Raw genomic sequence first — 20720 nt, 5'->3', positions numbered from 1 at the left:
ATTATTGATTAATGAATGAACTATTCGTTTCTGTCGGCTACAGCCGATCGAAGTTTAACGATCTTCTTTTTGATAGCGTCCAATGCCTTATCCTTGAAGTTACGGTCCAGCTCTTCTTCAACATCGGCCAGCAATGCCGCTGCATCTACTTTCTTTTGAGTCTGAAGATCTCCGGCACCAACCTCACGCATAGCAGCTTCCAGGAGGGCATCGACCTCCTTGTTATACGCTTCGTCCGGAGACACCTCATCGGCAACGGCTACGACCGCTTGAGCCGACTCTTCATGGAGCTCTTCCACAATGGTCTCAGGTTTCTGCATTTCCGAATGATCTGATGGAGCTATAGCCGGAGAATTTTTATTCTGACGTGGCGTCGCGACAACAGCTTTGGTCAGATCGGTTACTTCTAAAGCGATCTCTCCTTCCGGTTGCGGCTCCTGCACAGGACGTTCTGGGATCACCTCCGATGACTTATCAGGAAGTGCTTCCGGCGCTGCCTCTTGCTCTGCTATCGGAAACGTATCGATGCGGTCGTCGGGAGTATATAGAAATCCGGACACGATCAGGATAATACCCGCTACAGCCGCGGCGAACCACCAGATCTTTTGGCTATTTGAGCCACCGGATTCCTGCTCGTCTAATTGCGACTGCAGTTTCTCCCATGCATTTTCGCTAGGCTGGATCTCCCGATGTTCCAGGGCAGACCGGACTTGTTTATCGAATTCTTCTGACTTCATATGCTTTATCCTTAATTTCGACCAGCTTATGCTGAAGCAACTTGCGGGCCTTAAACAACTGTGTTTTAGACGTGCTCTCAGAGATATTGAGAACAGCTGCGATCTCTTTATGCTGATACCCTTCAACGGCATACAAGAGAAATACCGAACGATAGCCCTCCGGCATATCATCTATAAGGCGCTGCAGTAATTCTACCTCCAGAGTATCAGACCAATTTCCGGGATCAGCCCCGTCTAACAAGGCGTCTTCAGAAGGATCTACAAATTGCTCCGGTCTTTTCTTTCTCAGATGATCGATACACTGGCGTACCATAATACGCCGCATCCATCCTTCGAAGCTCCCCTCTTCCCTGAATTTTGAGATCTGATCAAAAACCTTGAAAAAGCCCGTTACCATAATATCTTCAGCATACTGAAGATCGCTCACATAGCTCCTGCAAACACCCAGCATCTTTGGAGCATATCGCTTGTAGATCTCGTTCTGAGCCTCACGATCGCCGGCTTTAGCCCTCTTGATGAGCGATGACAGATGGTTATGTAAGCTAACTACTTTCAACAAAGGTTTCATTTGGTCTTCTGTTTATACAGACGCAGAAAAAGCATATCGGGTTGCCCGGGAATTGTATTTTTTTTGAAAAAATTCCCTGCCACTTTATTTAAAAGAAGCTCAAATCGCTAAAATGTTACAGAAAAACAGGTGAAATTGAAGAAAGATTCGACACCCATACCAGGGCGGCATAACCTCCTGAAGGCTACTTTTTACGTTCGATCACGTAATTCACCATGAGCTCCAGGGCATCCCGGTAGGGCGTTTTAGGATAGGTATTGAGAATATCCAAAGCCTCCTTTTGGAAGGCGAACATTTTTTGCTCTGCATATTCCAGTCCGCCGGAAGACTTTACGTAGGCAATAAGTTCACGCACCCGGACCTTGTCCTTATTGTGATTCTTAACCGAATTGATGATCCAGCGCTTTTTAGGTCTATCCGCCTGGTTAAGGCTATAGATAAGCGGCAGGGTCATTTTTTGCTCTTTAATATCGATACCGGTAGGCTTTCCGATAGGACCATCGGTATAATCAAACAGGTCGTCTTTGATCTGAAAGGCCATTCCTATCAATTCACCAAAACGGCGCATGCGCTCCACTTCTTCTTCGTCGTTGGTCACAGAGCAGGCGCCCAGGGCACAACAGGCAGCGATAAGGGTGGCTGTTTTTTGCCTTATGATCTCATAATAGACTTCTTCTGTAATATCGAGACGGCGGGCTTTTTCGATCTGCAGCAATTCTCCTTCACTCATTTCACGTACGGCTACCGAAATGATCTTTAACAGGTCGAAGTCACCGTGATCGATAGAAAGCAGAAGCCCCTTAGACAGGAGGTAGTCTCCAACAAGTACAGCGATCTTATTCTTCCAGAGGGCATTGATAGAGAAAAACCCTCTTCTGCGATTACTGTCGTCTACCACATCATCATGAACAAGGGTTGCCGTGTGAATGAGCTCGATAACCGAAGCGCCCCTGTAGGTACGCTCGTTCACCTTACCTCCGGAAGCCATTTTAGCCACCAGAAATACGAACATAGGGCGCATTTGCTTCCCTTTGCGGTTAACGATATAATGGGAGATCCTGTTAAGTAGAGCAACCCTTGAAGACATGGCATCATGAAACTTCTTTTCAAAAAGTTCCATCTCCTCATGAATGGGTTCTTTTATTTGCTCTACGACCTTCATCTAGTTCTCAAATATACTATTTTGAAGGTATTTTAAGACAATGTTCACTGGCAATTTGATCATATGCTTCAGCCCTTTTTATTGGCCAGCTGTCCGCAGGCAGCATCAATATCCTTTCCTCTTGAACGCCTTACAGTTACCGTGATCCCATTGCGCTCCAATTCTCTTTGATACATCTGTATGGCAGCGAAATCGGCCTGACGAAACTGCTCATCACCTATGGGATTATATTCGATAAGATTGACCTTAGAGGGTGCGAAACGACAAAATTGCACCAGGGCACGAACGTCTTCAATGCGGTCATTGACCCCTTTCCAGACCACATACTCATAGGTGATCTTACTCTTGGTTTTCTCATACCAATACTCAAGGGCTGCTCTGAGTTCGGATAACGGGAAATGTTCGTTAAACGGCATGATCGAGGTTCTCACCTCGTCAATAGCCGAGTGGAGGGATACGGCAAGCTTGAACTTTACTTCGTCGTCTGCCAGTTTCCGGATCATTTTTGGCACACCGGAGGTCGAGACGGTAATTCGTCTTGGCGACATGCCCAATCCGTCTTTCGACGTGATCTTATCAATGGCCTTGATCACATTATTGTAGTTCATGAGTGGCTCTCCCATCCCCATAAAAACAATATTGCTCAGGGGGCGGTCAAAATACAACCTGCTCTCGTTATCAATGGCAACGACCTGGTCATAGATCTCATCGGGATTCAGGTTGCGCATGCGTTTAAGCTTCGCAGTCGCACAAAATTTACAATCCAGGCTACACCCTACCTGACTGGAGACACAGGCCGTGGTTCTCGAGGGGGTAGGTATAAGTACCGACTCGACCACCAGTCCGTCGTGAAGCCTGACAGCATTCTTTATGGTACCATCGTTACTTCGCTGCATTTGGTCAACGCGAATGTGATTGATCACAAAATGGGCTTCCAGGATCTCGCGGGTCTCCAGGGAAATATTGGTCATTTCCTCAAAGGTATGGGCCGATTTACTCCACAACCATTCATACACCTGATTGCCGCGAAAGGCTTTATCGCCCCGGTCAACAAAAAAGGCTCTCAATTGCTCACGGGTCAAGGCCCTGATATCTTTCTTCGTGTCCTGCATAATTGTGCAAAGATAAGCGATTTAGCTGCTTAATTAAAGCCTGTTCTTGATATGGCCACAAACAGCTGTTTGATAAAAAACCCCGGTGGTATTCCGGGGTCTTTATATTTTCTAATAACGTATGCCATGACTCACTTAGAGAATGAGCATCGCATCGCCGTATGAGTAGAACTTATATTTTTCTTTAACGGCCTCCTTGTATGCCTTCATCATCAGATCGTGTCCAACAAAGGCAGAGATCATCATAAGGAGGGTCGATTTTGGTGTATGGAAGTTGGTTACCATACAATCGGCAATACTGAATTCATAAGGAGGGAAGATGAACTTATTGGTCCACCCTTCATAAGGATTCAGGGTTTGCTCTGAAGATACAGAACTTTCCAGGCCGCGCATTACCGTGGTACCGATAGCACAAACCTTTCTTTTATTACTCTTTGCCTTGTTTACGATATCGGCAGCTTTTTCGCTAATAAAGAGCTCCTCACTATCCATTTTGTGTTTAGAAAGGTCTTCTACCTCAACAGGGTTAAAGGTACCCAGCCCAACGTGAAGGGTCATTTCTGCAAAATCAATACCCTTGATCTCAAGACGCTTGAGGAGGTGCTTTGAAAAGTGCAGTCCGGCGGTTGGCGCAGCTACTGCTCCTTCTTCTTTGGCATAGATGGTCTGATAACGCTCCTCGTCCTCAGGCTCTACATCTCTTTTGATGTATTTAGGAAGCGGGGTTTCACCCAGCTCGTTTAATTTCTTTCTGAATTCCTCATACGAACCATCATAGAGGAATCTAAGGGTACGTCCTCTGGAAGTAGTGTTATCGATCACCTCAGCTACCAGGCTTTCATCTTCTCCAAAATACAGCTTATTACCAATACGGATCTTTCTTGCAGGGTCTACGAGCACATCCCAGAGGCGCTGCTCTACATTGAGTTCCCTAAGCAGGAAAACCTCGATCCTGGCTCCGGTTTTCTCCTTGTTTCCGAACAAACGGGCAGGGAATACCTTGGTATTGTTAAGCACCATTACATCGCCTTCATCAAAATAATCGATAAGGTCTTTGAACATCTTATGTTCGATCTCACCGGTTTCACGGTGAATGACCATCAAACGGGCTTCATCGCGATTTTCCGAAGGGTATTCAGCAAGCAGTTCTTTTGGGAGCTCAAAGTTGAAGTTTGATAATTTCATAGCCATATTTATTTTACCGGCCTTTTTGCTGTAATTTTTCTGAAACCAGAACCCGGCGAAATACAGGCACAAAGACGGTGATCTCTAGAGAATAATAAATTATACGTTCTTTTCTTACAGGAATCGCCCGGGAGGGAGCAAATATACAATATCGGTACAGGGGTTGTCAAGCAAATCGCCAATTATTTCCCTGCCAATCAATGTTGTGTCTTTGCGGCTAGAGGGGAGGTTTCGTGGTTACGATGCCTCACAAGTAAAATTCACCCTTGTCAAGATTCTATATAAAATCAAAAGGCTTGCTTATCGGTCCCGAGATCAGGGTAAGATCCGGACAGCTCCTTAACACGATTCCACATGAAATCCAAGAGCTTGCATATCGGTCCAGAAATCGGGGTATGATTTGGACACCACCTCCGCATCGTTAATGATCAAAGGCACTTTAACAGCCAAGGGGGCAAAGGCCATAGCCATACGATGATCGTTATAGGTATCAATGGCTACCTCAGTTTTGATCTGTCCGCCCGGCTCAAGGTACAGCGCTTCGTTGGTAACGCGAATATCAGCCCCAAGTTTTTGGAGCTCCGTTTTAAGTGCTTCAAGCCTGTCGGTCTCTTTGATCTTCAGGGTATGCAGTCCGGTTAATTCACACCCCACCCCTTTGGCAAAACAGCTTACCGCAATGGTCTGGGCGATATCGGGTGCATTGGCCAGGTCAAGCACGAGTCTTTCCGACGGTTGTCCATCTCCATCACAGGTCAACAGCAATCGATGACCATCGAAGGAGGTACTCACTCCCAGTGCCGGATAGATCTCTTGCAATACACTATCACCCTGCAGGCTGTTTGACTTATAGCTTTCCAGTTCAATTGAACTTTGGTTAGCGATAGCAGCCAGGCTGTAAAAATACGATGCCGAACTCCAGTCTGACTCAACGGTTAGTGTACGCGCTTTGGCAGCTCTTAACGGACTCACCCTAATGACACCACCGTGAAAATCGGTTTCCACCCCGATCTCGTTTAGCAAAGACAGGGTCATTTTGATATAGGGAACAGAAGTGATCTTTCCTTCCAGGTGTAGTTCCAAACCGTTTTCCAAAGCAGGGGCTATAAGCAGTAATGCAGAAATGTACTGACTGCTCACATTAGCGGCCATGGTCACCTTAGGGTTTGTAATAGCCGTTCCGCGAACGCGAAGTGGCGGGTAGCCTTCATTTTCCATGTATTGAATATCGGATCCCAGGCTTTTCAGGGCATCAACCAAAATAGCTATCGGCCTTTCCTTCATACGTTGCGACCCGGTGAGCACAACTTCCTTTTCCGGTTGGGTAGCAAAATAGGCGGTAAGAAAACGCATTGCGGTTCCCGCATGATGAATATCCACCGTACCCCGCTCCTTTTCCAAGCCCTGAAGCATAACGCCGGTATCGTCAGAATTCGATAGGTTGGTCACTTCAAGGTTCGGATAAAGCGCCTTTAACAATAGTAAACGGTTACTTTCACTCTTAGACCCGGTAACACGGATCTTTCCATTAATATTCTTTTCCGGAAATGTAAGCCTTAATCTCAATGCGCGTTTTTTTTTGGGATAGGCCGATAAAAATAAAAAAGATTCCCGCAGTTACGGGAATCTTTTAAAGCTTTTATTTTAGTTTTTCATTGTTGTGATGCCGGTCGTGATCGCGTTTGGTCTTCTTCTCCATTTTACGGTCAAAAGCCCCCTGTAGGTCGATCCCGGTTTGATTGGCGAGACAAAGTACCACAAATACCACATCGGCCAGCTCTTCTCCCAGGTCCTTATCCTTATCACTCTCCTTTTCACTCTGTTCTCCATATCTCCTGGCAATGATCCTTGCCACCTCACCGACCTCTTCGGTAAGCTGAGCCATATTGGTCAATTCATTAAAATAGCGCACCCCGTGTTCTTTGATCCATTCATCTACCGCCAATTGGGCATCTTTAATATTCATGTTGTTATGCTTTGGTGATTACAATTTTCTCTGCCTCTTTCTTGATCATTTCTCTGAAGAAGGTTCTCAAATGCTCGTAATACTCAGATGAAACCACATCGGTATTCAGGTCCGTGCTCACTCTTAGCTGTAACACATTACCGCGGTTTACGATCTGATACAGAAAACTTCCCAGATTATCAGGCAGCACAAATTTAGTACTTTCAGGCAGAGATTCTACCTGATAGCCTTGTGGCAACATATAATTAACCATGTATGAGTCTGTTTGCGGAAACAGGAAGTCTACGGGATACTCTCTTTTTTCTGATTTAAAGGGATGCTCGGTGGTCGTAAAGAACATTAAAGGCTCAAGGAACATCTTCCCGGAGATCGACTCTACCCCTTCGTCTTTATAAAACTCGAAGTTCTCCACTACCGGCTGGTAGGGATTCTTCAGGTTCTCTATCTCATAATTTTCGATCTCGATCCCGGAGTATTCGTTCTCGAGTTCCTGAAGGTATTCTTCTTCGATCATATTTACATTTTCATTTCTGAAGCCATATGCCCGGTGATGGGTATACTGCTTACGCACTCGCCCTTTTACACTACCATCCTCATTGACCTGCACGCTCAGATTGATCATATTTTTAGCCTTTTTTGAAGGGCTAAGGTCTACGGAAACTGAACTCCCGTCTTCGCGAATGAGCCTTCCATTCCAGTTCAACACCCGGTAGGGCATAATATTAGGCACGGCAAGTTTGGAGGTAGCATCGAGCAGCACGAGCTGTCCATCCAGTTCTACCGCAGCAACCACATAATTGAATCCGTCTGAAGTAGGGAAAATTGGGATACCGTGGGATTTTGTACTTACCAGGATCGGATTGGCCATAAAACCTGCATACCGCAACATAGCGATAAGCATCAGGTTGATATCGGCTACATTACCCGTGGTTTCCTTATAGGCTTTTCGAACTCCGTTACGTGCGCTGTAACCATAGGTTTCGTCCCAGTTCATTCTGGCCTTCACAAATTCGAAAACTGCGGCTATGCGCTCGCCCTGGCCGGAGTTTTTTTGTAATACAGGGTCCAGGTCTTCCCTGAAATACCCTTCCTTCTTCAATTCAGCCTCCAGTCCGCTCTCGTAAATAAATTTGGTTACGTCTTCCCAGGTTTGGGTAAAGCTCTTGTAGTAAGAACCGGGGATCTCGATCTTAGAAAGTTCAAAATTCACCCCAGCCCTGTAGTTTTCGATATTATCCACAAAGGGCTCCGCTTTTAGGGAAGGAATATCAGACTCGTTATACACATAAGACATATCTACGGTCTGGGTGTGTGGATTTTGCTTACTCTCCACCTTCGGATTCACAAAATAGTACCCTTTGTTTCTCATGTTAAAGGTAAAGGTCTTGGGAGCACTAAATTTCGCTTCCAGCTTGTTCACCGGAATACCGTATTGGAAACGAAACGGATCGATACTAAAATAATAGGTAGAATTCACCGTATAACGAACCTCGACCACAGAACCTTCTTTGACATTAGGCATGGTAAAAGAAACCTTGGTCCTGTACTCATTGATCTCCTCTTTAAAGATATCGTCCTTATCGAGCTTATATTCCTCCAGCTTACCGTTCTCTATATTGTACGTGTAGGCTTTAAGACCAACCAGGCGCTCCGATCCACTACCTCCATCATACAATCCGATCTCGAATTCGGCATACGGAAAGCCTTCATCAGTGTAGATCTTAACACGTTGATGGATGTCTGTAGTTAACTGTATACCATCTCCCTGAAAGGTATAATAGGAACTTCGGTAATGATAGAGATAGGCCGCCTCGGCATCCTTCTCCAGGGGATGTTCCTTTTCCATGACCTCTTCCTTTGACACTTTCCTGAACTTAAAATTCTGGGAATTACCCAAGGTGAGCGTAAAAACCACCAAGATGATGGTTAATAAAGATGTAGATCTCATTGTAATTTGGTGTTTGGTTTAATGATCGGTTATAAGGTGGTTTGGGTTGCGTTATTTTATTTCTCTGCCAACTCCCCATCGGGCACCAGCAGTACCTTAGCGTTATCCAGGGAGTTAACCTTTTTCATAAAAGCCCTGAAATCTTTGTATTTATCTTTAGGATACGATCCGCTCTTTAACAGCAGAGACCGTTTATAGATCACCGTTTGTGCATCGAGGAGGGAACAGGAGACCTCATAGATGCCAAATTCGGTTTCTATGGTTTCTGAAGCAGGCAGGTCTGCCAGGCGATACCCTTCCGGCAGATGATAGGTGTATTCATCCTGATCTAAAAATCCGCGTTTAATTTGAAAAGGTAATTTCCGGTTTCTGTAACGGTCGGGCAATTGGATCTTGCGATTAAAAGAATTGAGGTGAAGCAGAAATTGGTCGCCAGCCTCAGACATATAGCTTTCCACCTCAACCTCCAGGTCTTCTTTCAACACCACTTCATCTTTATTGTTATCATAGCTGTAGTCTTTTAGGGTAAACCCGTTGAGATAGGACCAGAAACGGGAATACCAATTTTTAATATCCTGTTCATCCCTGGTCATCTCCCACTTTGAAAAGTACCGGTCGTATTGTATCCCTGTAGCCGTTAGCGAAACCTTTCCTTTTAGCGCACCATCTTCTGTAAGGTGACAGTCGGCCTTCGTAACCAGACCATTCGAATGATCCAGATAGGCAACGGTGTGTCCGAGCTTTCCGCCCTCCGGGGTGATCACAAGTACATTGCGGTTATCGGTAAAATCTCCCAGGAATCCGAAAGGATGGATCTTAGAGGTACAGTCAGACCAGATATAGTCATCTTCATAGGGTATGGCCAGGATCACATGATCTCCGGCTCCCAGGCTGGCAAAATCTTCCGGAAAATCATAGATACCGGCTCCGGATTCCACATGCACGTAATACGCTTCAACGCCCACTTCTTTTAACAGGGCGATGGTGTAATTGGTTAACCCTTTACAGTCGCCGTATTTCACCTTATCAACATCGATAGCCGCAATAGGCTGAATACCTCCGATACCCACCTGCACACTGATATAACGAGTTTGATCCTGCACATAATTGTATACGATCTTACTCTTTTCGTAGACATCATCTACACCATCGGTAAGGGCTCTTACCTCTTGTTTTGTCGCTTCAGAGATCTCCTGTCGTCCGCTTAAGATATCGGAATACATCCAGGCGCCTATTTCTTCCCAGTTCGCCCCATAGCCATCTTTACCCTCATGGTGAAAGGCATTCATCGCGATCTCTATCTGCGGAGCGATCTTACTGAACTCAGGGGCCATGTACTCATCTTTTATAGCCTTGACATTTTTGGCAACATAATACACCCTACCCGGGGTCACTTCCTTTTGAAGATCCAGACCTTCCAGGTGCATCTCCCGGATCCTTGGAGGTTCTAACCCTTCGGCGTATATCATTTCGAACTCGGCCAGTTCCGAACTAATATCATACCCCATTAAGAATCGCATTCCCGCTCCTGAAGTGTTGGCAGTCGTAACCTCATAGGAGAACTCCATGGTAAAGGGATACGAAACCGGAGTATAGTCAAGGTACAGTCGTCTGCTTTCAGAATATAAGGTTCCACCGCTAACCGCACTGATATCGTGAAAATCACGCTCGCGGAATTTCTCCAGGCGCTCTCCCTTACGGTCGTAGATCACAGCCTCCACCTTTTTCACCTTTACAGAAGGGCTGTACCCTACAACGGGATACAGAAATTCGAGTCCGTCCTTATTAAAGACGGTGATCGCCCAGGTAGCCTGAACTTCAAATTTATCCTGATCAGACATTTCGTAGCGCACCTGATCTTTACGTACTACGGCATTTGAATTGTGTTTAAGGTCTTCGGGAATGAGAAAAGTGCTGTAATCCTGGGCAATTGTAGTATTAAAACACACAACACCCCATACGATAGCGAGAAGGATTCTGGACATGAGTGTAGAAAATATTTGCTATAAATGTAAGTATTTTCCGCACATACGAAAAGAAACGAAAGGTAATTATTCCCTGTTCTTACTGTCAATCAATATCGTAACAGGACCATCATTGATCAGACTCACTTCCATATGAGCCCCGAATACCCCGGTTCCGGGCTTCTTCCCGATCTCCCGTTCTATTCCGGCAATAAAATTCTCGTAGAGCGGAATGGCTGTTTCAGGACCGGCAGCACGGATGTAAGAAGGGCGATTGCCTTTTTTGGTAGCGGCATGTAAGGTGAATTGACTGACGACGATCACGTCTCCCTGAACATCCTTTACAGAAAGATTCATCACCCCCTGATCGTCGTTAAAAATTCGGAGACCGGCGATCTTACGGCACAGCCAGCTCACATCTTCTTGTGTATCGGAGTTTTCGATTCCGAGCAATACCACCAGACCTTTTTCTATATTGGCGGTTGGCACTCCATCAGAAATCACACTGGCTTGTTTTGCCCGTTGAATGACCACTCTCATAAAAAATCAAGGTATTTGATCAATCTGCTGTGTAGTTATCGGTGCGGTAGTTTTCGTCTTCCCCCTCAATGATCTGCAGGTAGCTCTTATAACGACTCCACGAGATCTCGTCGTTTTCCAGAGCTTCTTTTACCGCACATTTAGGCTCGTCTACATGCAGGCAGTTATTAAACTTACATTCACTTTTCAAGGCAAAGAACTCAGGAAAATAATCTCCCACCTCCTCTTTTTCCATATCCACGATCCCGAAACCTCTTATTCCCGGAGTATCGATGATCTGTGCATCAAATTCGAGGTCGAACATTTCGGCAAAGGTGGTGGTATGTTGTCCTTGTTTATGCTGTTCTGATATTTCTGCTGTACGGAGTTCCAACCCGGGTTGCAAGGCATTGATAAGTGTAGACTTCCCTACTCCGGAATGCCCGGAGAACATACTGGTTTTACCCTGCATCAAGTCTTTTAAACCATCGACCCCTTCACCGGTTACTGCCGACAGCTCCATACATTGGTATCCGATCTTTTCATAGATGGAGCGCAGGTATTTGACCTCGAACAATTGTTCAGGATCATAGGTATCTATTTTATTAAAAAGAAGCACAGGCGTAATATCGTATGCTTCGGCCGTTACCAGGAAACGATCGATAAAATCGGTAAAGGTCTTCGGATTGTCGATCGTTACCAAAAGAAATGCCAGGTCTACATTTGCGGCAATGATATGCGTACGCTTCGAAAGATTCACCGATTTTCGAACCACGTAATTCCTTCTGTCCAGGATCTCTGAGATCACCCCGTAGGTTTCATCCCCATTGGTCTCCAATTCAAAGTTTACTTTGTCGCCAACAGCAAGCGGATTGGTACTCTTGATCCCTTTGATACGGAACTTCCCCTTAATGCGGCAATCGTAAAATTGGCCTTCGGCGGTTTTCACGCTATACCAGCTACCGGTTGATTTATACACTGTTCCTGTGATCATAGGGTCTGAAACTTGAATATTAGATATTTAAAAAGCAAAATTAACTACATTTAATACAGCATACCATTAATCTGATAAAAATATGAAAAAGCTCTTCACCTTCATTTTCATCGTATTTATTACCGGCGAAGCACTTTCTCAAACCTACGAATACATGGTAATAACAAGTGTTGAATCAATCGTGCCAGCCGGCCTGGGACGTTCCCGGCTTATCTCTTCAGATGAAGATCGCAATTACCAGGACTACACCTCAAAGCGCAGCGAAGAAGACGACAGTCGTAACCGATCTAAACGAGAAGACATAAGGGTAAAGAATTTTGAAGAAACCAAACTGCTTAATTTTTACAATCTCACCGGCATCCGTTTCCAGAATATCGCGGCCAATGATGCGGTGATCACTTCGAAATTAAACGATCTTTCCGAAAACGGCTGGGAGCTCGCCTTTGTTACCAGTGGTGTAGAAAGCGATGCGGGGGAGCAGGACGGTAACGGGATCTTTATTACCCGATTCATCTTCAAAAGACCGTTAACCCAAGACTAAAGACCAGCAAATAAAAAAGCGGCTTGAAAAAAGCCGCTTTTTTATGGTTACTTATTAAGGATCTTCTCCTGGTGGTTGATCGATTCCTGGTGGATCGCCTTAAAGATTCGCAGCACGAATTCTTCACTAAGTCCGTGTTGCTCCCCCTCAAGTATCATCTTACCAAGGATCTCATTCCATCGCTTAGTTTGCAGCACCGCAACGTTTCGAGATTTCTTCAACGCCCCGATATTATCAGACACCTTCATTCTTCTTCCCAGCAGATCGATCATACTGTTATCGATAAAATCGATCTGAGCTCTTAAATTATCGAGCTTCATATTGTACTCACTTTCCGGGTCGGTCTCTTTCCTGATCTTAAGGTCTTTCATGATCTGCACCAGGGAATCCGGAGTTACCTGCTGTGCGGCATCACTCCATGCGTTATCGGGATCGGTATGGGTTTCTACCATGAGTCCGTCAAAGTTAAGGTCCAGTGCCGTCTGAGACACGTCATAGATCATATCGCGTTTTCCGGTAATATGCGAAGGGTCGCAGATCAAAGGCAGGTCAGGGAATCTGTTCTGCAATTCGATAGCGATCTGCCATTCCGGGATATTGCGGTATTTGGTCTTCTCATAGGTTGAGAATCCACGATGGATCACGCCAAGGTTTTTGATATCGCTCTTATATAGGCGCTCGATACCTCCGAGCCACAACGACAGGTCAGGGTTTACCGGATTCTTAAGGAGTACGATCTTATCGGTTCCTTTCAGGGCATCGGCGATCTCCTGAACAATGAACGGACTCACAGTAGAACGGGCACCGATCCACAGCATATCCACATCGGCCTCCAGGGCGAGCTCTACGTGGTTCTTATTCGCCACTTCGGTCGCGATCTTTAATCCGGTCTCTTCCTTTGCACGCTTCAACCAGTTGAGGCCTATAGCCCCAACTCCCTCAAAATTCCCGGGGCGTGTTCTGGGTTTCCAGATCCCAGCGCGAAAGTAATTAACATCGGTATCTTTAAGTTGGTGCGCTATGCCCAACACTTGTTCTTCGGTTTCTGCACTACACGGCCCGGCGATCACCACAGGGTGTTCTAATTTTAAGTTATCGAGCCAATTTCTTAGTTCCGGTGTATTTTTCATTGGTTAACTCTTATAAAGTTTTTATTGTAATTCCTTTTAATATATCCTTGATCCTGTTGGTGTTCTCCATTTCGCTATAGATAGCCTCGTAGTTCTCTTCGGCCAGCAGGTCACGGAAATGCCGCAGATTTTCTATATACCCGTCAAGCGTTTCCATGACGTTCTCACGGTTGTGCTTGAATATGGGAGTCCACATAGCCGGCGAACTTTTTGCCAGTCGCACGGTACTTTCAAATCCACTTCCCGCCATATCGAAAATATCTCTTTCGTTACGTTCTTCCTGGATCACTGTTTTCCCCAGCATGAACGAACTAATATGCGAAAGGTGGGATACATATGCAATATGTTTATCATGAGATTTAGGATCCATATAGCGAATACGCATGCCCAGGGTCTCAAAGATATCTTTGGCGCGTTCCTGTAGTTTAAATGCCGTTTTCTCTACCTCGCAAACAATATTGGTCTTTCCGGAGAAGAGACCGCTCTCTGCTGCCGCAGGACCGGAAAATTCAGTTCCCGCAATAGGGTGGGTAGCCAGAAAATTACGTCTTTTAGGATGGTTTGCCACCCGGTCGCATACCAGGGCCTTGGTAGAACCCACATCCATGACCAGGGTGTCATCATCTACCTTATCCAAGATCTCCGGCAACAACGCTACAGCTGCATTTACCGGTATGGCTACAACCACCACCCCGGTATTTGCCAGGTCATTCTCATCACCCGCCTTATCGATAAGCCCTAAGGACAAGGCTTCCTTCAGGTGATCCTCATTATGATCTATCCCGGTAATCGTATACACTCCCGAAGCCTTGAGGTCTTTTGCGATCGATCCTCCGATAAGTCCTAATCCAACAACACATATTCTCATACTGCTATATCTTTATCGCTACATCTGCTAATCGCTTCCTCAAGGGTATCTGCATTAACGCAGAGGGAAAAGCGCACATAGCCTTCGCCATTACTACCAAATACCGTTCCTGGTGTAATAAAAATGTTCTTCGTGTACAGTACCTCATCGGCAAATGCCTCGGCACCCGAAGCACCTTCCGGGATCTTTGCCCATACGAACATACCCACTGCTTCCCTGTCGCATACACACCCCAGGGAATTTGCCAGTTCATAGACCAATTCGCGGCGTTCTTTATACACACGATTGAGATTCGCATACCATTGCGATGAGAGCTCAAGGGCTTTCACAGCCCCTTTCTGGATACCGTAGAACATACCGCTATCCATATTGCTCTTTACCTTAAGTATGGAACTCAGATATTTTGCACTCCCCATGACAAAGCCTACTCTCCATCCGGCCATATTGAAGCTCTTACTGAGGGAATTGAGCTCGAGCGCTACCTCTCTTGCACCTTCGACCTCGAGAATACTTACAGGTTCATGATTGAGAACAAAGCTATACGGGTTGTCATTGATCAGGAGGATGTTATACTCCCTTGCAAAGTCAATGATCTTTTTAAAATCTTCTTTTGAAGCCTTTGCTCCGGTTGGCATATGCGGATAACTCAACCACATGAGCTTCACCTTGCTCAGGTCTTCTTTTTGCAACTGCTCGAGATCGGGCAGCCAATTTCCTTCTGCATTGAGATCGTAATACCTTGGTATGGCCTCCACGAGGTTGGTTACCGAAGTATAGGTGGGATATCCCGGATTGGGAATAAGCACCTCATCGCCTTTATTGAGAAAGGCCATGGAAATATGCATGATCCCCTCTTTTGACCCCATAAGCGGCAGGATCTCTGACGTCGGGTCAAGTTCTACGTGGAAGAAGCGCCGATAAAAACCGGAAGCTGCTTCCCGAAGCTCAGGAATACCCTGATAACTCTGATATTGGTGAGCATTTTCTTCATATACAGCGCTGGTAAGTGCCTTGAGCACTTCGGGCGACGGTGACATATCAGGACTTCCGATACCAATATTGATCACCGGCTTCCCATCCGCCATCATTGCTCGCACCTCTGCCAGCTTACGTGAGAAATAGTATTCTTCTACCGTGTTTAATCTGTGCGCTTGTTCAATCATCGTTTTGCATTTATATACTCTCCGTGAATTCTAAATTTTTCTGCCATGATCTCCAGTACCGATCTGGCCTTTTGGAAATGCTGATAGTCTTCAAAAGTGACATCAACAAAAAAGGCGTATTTCCAGGGTGTCTCCATGATGGGCAACGACTGGATCTTGGTCATGTTCAGCTTGCAATCGCTCATAACATTGAGCACTGTTGCAAGGCTGCCTCTTTTGTGATCAAGCTCGAACTTCATAGAAGCCTTATTGATCTTATCTGTCGGGATCACCGAATTTGTGGGTTGCACCACCACAAAACGGGTCTCGTTATTACGTATGGTCTGTATCTCGGCAGCCAGGATCTCCAGGTCGTAGAGTCCGGCCGCCGCCTTTCCGGCAATAGCCCCTACTCCTTTTAAATTCCCCTGGTGGATACGTCGGGCCACCTCTGCCGTATCGGCATCTTCCACCAATTTAATATGGGGGTATTGCTTAAAGAACTTCTTACACTGCAACAAGGCCATGGGATGCGAGTAAACCTCCTTGATATCTTCTATGGTTTGCCCCTTTAGCCCCATAAGGTTATGGTGAATATTCAGGTAGTGCTCACCGATAATATGCAACCTGTTCGCATCGATCAGGGCATAGTTCGGAATAATAGAGCCCGCTATGGAGTTCTCTATAGCCATGACAGCGGCATTGGCCTTTTTGGAGATCACCGCATCAACGAGGGCGTCAAAAGACATACACTCCTCTACGGCGCTATCGCCAAAATATTCCATAACGACCTGATGGTGGAATGACCCTTTAATTCCCTGAATTGCGATTCTTTGATCCATAACAAAAAAAAAGTCCCGGTTTCTCCGGGACTTTATATTAAATATTGTTGCTTAATATTATGCTATACAGGTCCCCTTCTCCCCTTTAAAAAAATAAAAGTAGAAGTAAAAGAAGGTCCAGATATAGCTAGATGCGTTCATCGTTCTTAACTAAGATTAATGCTAAGGTAAAAATTAAAACGAAACAACAAAGTGCCACCATTATTTTTTAAAGATATATTTATTTTCAGCCTTCTTTTTTATATTTTCCCCCGGCCTAAGTCCCGATCGCTAAGAATTCTCAATCTCTTTTAAAACTTTCTTTACGGCATGTCGATACAAGTAGAAAACCTCAGCAAGAACTATGGAGCCCAAAAAGCGCTTAACAACGTAAGTTTCAGCATCAAAACGGGGGAGATCGTTGGGTTCTTAGGACCCAATGGTGCGGGAAAGTCGACCCTCATGAAGATCCTCACCACCTACCTGGAAGCCGATGGCGGAAAGGCAGCGGTTAACGGAAAGCAGGTAGACCAAGAGAAACGCGACGTACAGCGAAGTATAGGATACCTGGCAGAGAACAATCCGCTTTACCCCGACATGTATGTGCGCGAATACCTTGAGTTCAACGCAGGGATCTACAAAGTGGGTAAGGAGCGTATAGAAGAGGTGATCACCATGACCGGATTAACCCCTGAAGCCGGCAAAAAGATCAGGGAGTTGTCTAAAGGGTACAAACAAAGAGTAGGCCTGGCCACAGCCCTGCTCCACGATCCAGAAGTACTGATCCTGGATGAACCCACCACCGGACTCGACCCGAATCAGCTTATGGACATCAGGGAGCTCATCAAGGGCCTCGGGAAAAAGAAAACTGTTCTGTTGTCTACACACATCATGCAGGAGGTAGAAGCCATGTGCGATCGGGTGATCATGATCAAAAAGGGTACTATCGTAGCCGACAAACAACTTACTGCACTTAAGGAAGACCAGGAGCAGATCATTGAGGTGGAATTCGACTATCGTGTAGAAGAAGTCTTATTGCAAAATATCCATGGCGTTACGGAGGTTAAGAATGTAGCGGGGTTCCTGTACCAGTTAAAGTTCAGCACCAAAAAGGATATGCGACCGGCAGTTTTTGATTTCGCCCACGACAACGGATTAAAGACCCTGCAACTCAACCAAAAGAACAAGAACCTGGAAAACCTCTTCCGGGAACTAACGGCAGATCAATCATAGATCACCTTTCCGGTATAGTTCTCTTCGACCTCGACCACCGGAGGTGTATTAAGCAAGATCAGATCTCCTGTACCCCAAAGCGATCCGGTAACAGAAACTGTTGGCCTTATCGTAATATCATGAGCACTTCGGTGATAAATATCGGCTGTCATCACCTCAAGATCGGGCATATACCCACGAACGGAATTATCAACCATTCGCAACCGTAAATGGTCTGCTTTACCGCTTATTTCAAAATTCGCCAGCACATTGGCCTCTATCTCCAGGGTATTGACATCTACATTCAAAAAGAATTCTCCAATAGCGACCCCCGTTGTCTCTGATAAGACTACCGATATTAATCTCAGGCGATCGAAATCCAACACCCCCTCCGAGCGTACTGCATACTGGGTATAACTTCTGATCTCCGAAAGCTCGGGCGTGGTTACAACTAATTGCACCACCTTGTTCCCAGAAGTGAACGCGCAGGGTCTTTTTGTACTTACAATAAGTTTACCTTCTGCCACCTCCAGTGCAACATCATCGATAAGATTCTTCCCCGCTATTACTTCCACCTTCTGCGCCTCTCCTTTTGCGACAATAAGTTCAATATCTTCATAGACTACGATCCCATCAAATGAAGACAGCGTTATTTCCCTGCGTACCGATTCTCCAGCCGAACCAAGGCAGTCCGTACTCACATCACAGCCCTGTGCCCCTGCCATAAGCAAAAACAACAATATCGTATTGCATAGGATCTTAAACATTCTTACCATCGGTATCCAATTCCAAGTTCAACAGCTTCGGCCTTTGCCCAATGACTTTTCAGGGTGACCGCTCCGAAAATATGTGGCCGGAAATACCTTTTGAGGCCCAACCTTAAATATACATCATTCTCAAACTCAATGGGGTTATACACATAATACCCCATCTGGGAGAGGATGCCTGTTTTCCCAAGAAAAAGCTCATGTCCAAGGAAAAGTCCGATACGCCTGTAATCTGCATCTGCTTCACGGTCTTCTTCAAAAAACGAAACTACCCTGTACCGGTTGTATTCGATCAGGAACTCTGAAAAGAACACATCGACTCCGGCCTGAAGGGCACTCTTTAAATTAATGCGCTTATCGGCGTAGAAAGACCCAACAACAAACGGATACTGTCCGCTACCCACGATATCACTTTCATTAACACCTCCACGTAGGACAAGATTATACCCCACGGGCTCTGTGTAGGCATTAGACACCTCTCGCCGTTCTCTTCTCAAAGGTTCGGAATCAAGGTCGTAATTAGCTCCCAGATTAAACACGATGGAGTTCGTACTGGTATTTGGGGCTTTGACATTCGCATTGGAGTAATGAATGAGCGACACCCCAAAATTGAGTCCGAGGCGTTTCCAGATGCGATCCCGATGGTAATTGAGCATCATATAGGTACTGCTTAGCAGGGTACTGCCATAGGCATTGTTCCTGAAATTAGTTTCCTTATCATAGGGGTTGGTAGCATAAGCTACTCCCTGCCCTACGCGAAACATCAGACGTCTCTTAAAAAAATAGAAGTTATAATGGGCATAAAGACCAAAGTTCTCACCCAGATACGTGTTTTTAAGGTCCTGATAGGTAAAGCTCACCCCGTAATCCGGAAAGTTGTACAGATGATGCCAATCCTGAGACCCATCGGTTCGCTTATTCCAGCTCACAATAACCCCGTTTGGGTTTTCGGTGATCAGGTGGAGGAGATCGGGATTATGCTCCATGATCGTACCGTAATAATAGTGAAGATCAAGAAAACTATTGCGCCTTTCTTCCTGCCCGCGGACAAGAACAAAACACAATAGCAACAACAAACTTAGGGCGTTACGATTAGCGATCATTACACCCAAAAATAAGTTTATTATTTAAAATACCGACTCTGCGATAGCCTTAATATTATCTGATTTCCCCATGGAATAATAATGCAATACGGGAACCCCGGCTTCTTTAAGCTCCCGGGATTGCTGTATACACCATTCTACCCCAACCTGGCGAACCGCTTTATTGTCCTTACATTTTTCAACTTCGGCAATAAGCGCTTCCGGCAGGTCGATCTTAAACACCTGCGGAAGGAGCTGCAGATGACGCTTGACAGCGATAGGCTTGATCCCCGGTATAATAGGCACCGTGATCCCCATAGCTCTTGCGCGTTCCACGAATTCAAAATAGGCCTCATTTCTGAAGAACATTTGAGTAACCACATAATCGGCCCCCATGTCGACCTTGTGCTTTAATTTTTTCAGGTCTGTTTCCAGGGAAGGCGCCTCGAGGTGTTTCTCAGGATATCCGGCCACCCCGATACAAAAATCGGCACGGTTTCCGGCTTCCATGGTCTCATGAAGGTATTTACCCTCTCTGAGGTTTCTGATCTGCTCTACGAGCTCGGACGCATACTCATGACCTCCCCTGGTTTTTTCAAAGTACCGCTGATGCTTCATAGCATCACCCCTCAGAGCCATAACGTTATCGATGCCGAGGTAGTTACAATCTACCAGCAGGTATTCTGTCTCTTCTTTGGTGAATCCGCCACACAAAACATGAGGTATGGTATCTACATCATACTTGTGTTTGATCGCGGCACAAATCCCTACGGTCCCGGGGCGCATACGTGTGATCTTGCGTTCGAGCAGACCTCCCTTATCGATATACACGAACTCCTCTCTTGAGGTGGTCACATCGATAAATGGCGGATCATACGCCATAAGCGGATCGATATTGCGATACAATTCGTCTATGCTACTCCCCTTCTTCGGCGGAATGATCTCAAAGGAAAAAAGCGTTTTACCTTCGGCCTTTTTAATATGTTCGGTTACTTTCATTCA

The 20720-nt window shown here is 45.7% G+C and carries 20 protein-coding genes; 2 read left to right on the top strand and 18 right to left on the bottom strand.

The window, feature by feature from the left end:
* Positions 1–20: 20 nt before the first annotated feature.
* From IS446_RS06605 to rsgA, 11 genes are all read right to left on the bottom strand, one after another.
* A complete protein-coding gene (locus IS446_RS06605; RefSeq protein WP_203059220.1) occupies positions 21–737 on the bottom strand; it encodes a hypothetical protein in 717 nt (238 codons plus the stop codon).
* A complete protein-coding gene (locus IS446_RS06600; protein ID WP_235996429.1) occupies positions 715–1305 on the bottom strand; it encodes an RNA polymerase sigma factor in 591 nt (196 codons plus the stop codon). The genes IS446_RS06605 and IS446_RS06600 overlap by 23 nt, the downstream gene beginning before the upstream one ends.
* Positions 1306–1489: 184 nt before the next feature.
* Positions 1490–2467: a polyprenyl synthetase family protein gene (locus IS446_RS06595; RefSeq protein ID WP_203059219.1), complete on the bottom strand. Its 978-nt coding sequence runs from the start codon at positions 2465–2467 to the stop codon at positions 1490–1492.
* Between the two features lie 68 nt (positions 2468–2535).
* Positions 2536–3579: a 23S rRNA (adenine(2503)-C(2))-methyltransferase RlmN gene (gene rlmN / locus IS446_RS06590; protein ID WP_203059218.1), complete on the bottom strand. Its 1044-nt coding sequence runs from the start codon at positions 3577–3579 to the stop codon at positions 2536–2538.
* 135 nt (positions 3580–3714) lie between these two features.
* Positions 3715–4764 carry a tRNA preQ1(34) S-adenosylmethionine ribosyltransferase-isomerase QueA gene (gene queA, locus IS446_RS06585; protein ID WP_203059217.1) on the bottom strand — a complete coding sequence of 350 codons (1050 nt, stop codon included), beginning with the start codon at positions 4762–4764 and terminating at the stop codon, positions 3715–3717.
* A 339-nt stretch (positions 4765–5103) separates the two neighbouring features.
* On the bottom strand, positions 5104–6330 hold the full coding sequence (gene aroA / locus IS446_RS06580; protein ID WP_203059216.1) for a 3-phosphoshikimate 1-carboxyvinyltransferase: 1227 nt from the start codon (positions 6328–6330) through the stop codon (positions 5104–5106).
* A 73-nt stretch (positions 6331–6403) separates the two neighbouring features.
* Positions 6404–6730 carry a nucleotide pyrophosphohydrolase gene (locus IS446_RS06575; RefSeq protein WP_203059215.1) on the bottom strand — a complete coding sequence of 109 codons (327 nt, stop codon included), beginning with the start codon at positions 6728–6730 and terminating at the stop codon, positions 6404–6406.
* Positions 6731–6734: 4 nt separating this feature from the next.
* Positions 6735–8678, bottom strand: coding sequence for a DUF3857 domain-containing protein (locus IS446_RS06570; RefSeq protein ID WP_203059214.1), 1944 nt, complete (start codon positions 8676–8678; stop codon positions 6735–6737).
* Positions 8679–8734: 56 nt separating this feature from the next.
* Positions 8735–10663: a DUF3857 domain-containing protein gene (locus tag IS446_RS06565; protein WP_203059213.1), complete on the bottom strand. Its 1929-nt coding sequence runs from the start codon at positions 10661–10663 to the stop codon at positions 8735–8737.
* A 66-nt stretch (positions 10664–10729) separates the two neighbouring features.
* Complete coding sequence (gene dtd, locus IS446_RS06560) at positions 10730–11182, bottom strand: D-aminoacyl-tRNA deacylase (protein WP_203059212.1); 453 nt, start codon at positions 11180–11182, stop codon at positions 10730–10732.
* Between the two features lie 19 nt (positions 11183–11201).
* A complete protein-coding gene (gene rsgA / locus IS446_RS06555) occupies positions 11202–12152 on the bottom strand; it encodes a ribosome small subunit-dependent GTPase A (protein WP_203059261.1) in 951 nt (316 codons plus the stop codon).
* An 85-nt stretch (positions 12153–12237) separates the two neighbouring features.
* On the opposite strand from rsgA, the gene IS446_RS06550 reads away from it, so the two are divergent.
* Complete coding sequence (locus IS446_RS06550; RefSeq protein WP_203059211.1) at positions 12238–12696, top strand: hypothetical protein; 459 nt, start codon at positions 12238–12240, stop codon at positions 12694–12696.
* Positions 12697–12743: 47 nt separating this feature from the next.
* Here IS446_RS06550 and IS446_RS06545 read toward each other — a convergent pair whose 3' ends face one another.
* The 4 genes from IS446_RS06545 to IS446_RS06530 are packed head-to-tail and all read right to left on the bottom strand — an operon-like array spanning position 12744 to position 16678.
* Positions 12744–13826: a bifunctional 3-deoxy-7-phosphoheptulonate synthase/chorismate mutase type II gene (locus IS446_RS06545; protein ID WP_203059210.1), complete on the bottom strand. Its 1083-nt coding sequence runs from the start codon at positions 13824–13826 to the stop codon at positions 12744–12746.
* 10 nt (positions 13827–13836) lie between these two features.
* Positions 13837–14694: a prephenate dehydrogenase gene (locus tag IS446_RS06540; protein WP_203059209.1), complete on the bottom strand. Its 858-nt coding sequence runs from the start codon at positions 14692–14694 to the stop codon at positions 13837–13839.
* Positions 14691–15857 (bottom strand): pyridoxal phosphate-dependent aminotransferase, encoded by a 1167-nt coding sequence (locus tag IS446_RS06535; protein WP_203059208.1) that lies wholly within the window; start codon positions 15855–15857, stop codon positions 14691–14693. The genes IS446_RS06540 and IS446_RS06535 overlap by 4 nt, the downstream gene beginning before the upstream one ends.
* Positions 15854–16678 carry a prephenate dehydratase gene (locus IS446_RS06530; protein WP_203059207.1) on the bottom strand — a complete coding sequence of 275 codons (825 nt, stop codon included), beginning with the start codon at positions 16676–16678 and terminating at the stop codon, positions 15854–15856. The genes IS446_RS06535 and IS446_RS06530 overlap by 4 nt, the downstream gene beginning before the upstream one ends.
* Positions 16679–16987: 309 nt before the next feature.
* Between IS446_RS06530 and gldA the strand changes: the two genes are divergently transcribed.
* A complete protein-coding gene (gene gldA / locus IS446_RS06525; protein WP_203059206.1) occupies positions 16988–17890 on the top strand; it encodes a gliding motility-associated ABC transporter ATP-binding subunit GldA in 903 nt (300 codons plus the stop codon).
* Here the strand turns inward: gldA and IS446_RS06520 are convergent.
* The 3 genes from IS446_RS06520 to metF are packed head-to-tail and all read right to left on the bottom strand — an operon-like array spanning position 17881 to position 20717.
* Entirely contained in the window at positions 17881–18636 is a 756-nt protein-coding gene (locus tag IS446_RS06520) for a GIN domain-containing protein (RefSeq protein WP_203059205.1), read from the bottom strand. The genes gldA and IS446_RS06520 overlap by 10 nt on opposite strands.
* A gap of 2 nt (positions 18637–18638) precedes the next feature.
* Positions 18639–19739: an acyloxyacyl hydrolase gene (locus tag IS446_RS06515; RefSeq protein WP_203059204.1), complete on the bottom strand. Its 1101-nt coding sequence runs from the start codon at positions 19737–19739 to the stop codon at positions 18639–18641.
* A 24-nt stretch (positions 19740–19763) separates the two neighbouring features.
* Positions 19764–20717: a methylenetetrahydrofolate reductase [NAD(P)H] gene (gene metF, locus IS446_RS06510; protein WP_203059203.1), complete on the bottom strand. Its 954-nt coding sequence runs from the start codon at positions 20715–20717 to the stop codon at positions 19764–19766.
* Positions 20718–20720 lie beyond the last annotated feature (3 nt).

Source organism: Robertkochia sediminum (assembly GCF_016786255.1).
GTDB classification, from domain to species: Bacteria; Bacteroidota; Bacteroidia; order Flavobacteriales; family Flavobacteriaceae; genus Robertkochia; species Robertkochia sediminum.
The sequence above is the reverse complement of the archived record's forward strand: the minus strand, read 5'-3'. Positions and strand labels throughout refer to the sequence as shown.

Coding starts and splice junctions, on each gene's coding strand:
- IS446_RS06540 (WP_203059209.1), bottom strand. CDS start 14,694: ATGAGAATATGTGTTGTTGGATTAGGACTTATCGGAGGATCGATCGCA.
- rlmN (WP_203059218.1), bottom strand. CDS start 3,579: ATGCAGGACACGAAGAAAGATATCAGGGCCTTGACCCGTGAGCAATTG.
- IS446_RS06550 (WP_203059211.1), top strand. CDS start 12,238: ATGAAAAAGCTCTTCACCTTCATTTTCATCGTATTTATTACCGGCGAA.
- IS446_RS06545 (WP_203059210.1), bottom strand. CDS start 13,826: ATGAAAAATACACCGGAACTAAGAAATTGGCTCGATAACTTAAAATTA.
- IS446_RS06570 (WP_203059214.1), bottom strand. CDS start 8,678: ATGAGATCTACATCTTTATTAACCATCATCTTGGTGGTTTTTACGCTC.
- IS446_RS06565 (WP_203059213.1), bottom strand. CDS start 10,663: ATGTCCAGAATCCTTCTCGCTATCGTATGGGGTGTTGTGTGTTTTAAT.
- IS446_RS06595 (WP_203059219.1), bottom strand. CDS start 2,467: ATGAAGGTCGTAGAGCAAATAAAAGAACCCATTCATGAGGAGATGGAA.
- IS446_RS06515 (WP_203059204.1), bottom strand. CDS start 19,739: ATGATCGCTAATCGTAACGCCCTAAGTTTGTTGTTGCTATTGTGTTTT.
- IS446_RS06605 (WP_203059220.1), bottom strand. CDS start 737: ATGAAGTCAGAAGAATTCGATAAACAAGTCCGGTCTGCCCTGGAACAT.
- queA (WP_203059217.1), bottom strand. CDS start 4,764: ATGAAATTATCAAACTTCAACTTTGAGCTCCCAAAAGAACTGCTTGCT.
- IS446_RS06530 (WP_203059207.1), bottom strand. CDS start 16,678: ATGGATCAAAGAATCGCAATTCAGGGAATTAAAGGGTCATTCCACCAT.
- metF (WP_203059203.1), bottom strand. CDS start 20,717: ATGAAAGTAACCGAACATATTAAAAAGGCCGAAGGTAAAACGCTTTTT.
- IS446_RS06600 (WP_235996429.1), bottom strand. CDS start 1,305: ATGAAACCTTTGTTGAAAGTAGTTAGCTTACATAACCATCTGTCATCG.
- IS446_RS06575 (WP_203059215.1), bottom strand. CDS start 6,730: ATGAATATTAAAGATGCCCAATTGGCGGTAGATGAATGGATCAAAGAA.
- IS446_RS06520 (WP_203059205.1), bottom strand. CDS start 18,636: ATGTTTAAGATCCTATGCAATACGATATTGTTGTTTTTGCTTATGGCA.
- IS446_RS06535 (WP_203059208.1), bottom strand. CDS start 15,857: ATGATTGAACAAGCGCACAGATTAAACACGGTAGAAGAATACTATTTC.
- dtd (WP_203059212.1), bottom strand. CDS start 11,182: ATGAGAGTGGTCATTCAACGGGCAAAACAAGCCAGTGTGATTTCTGAT.
- gldA (WP_203059206.1), top strand. CDS start 16,988: ATGTCGATACAAGTAGAAAACCTCAGCAAGAACTATGGAGCCCAAAAA.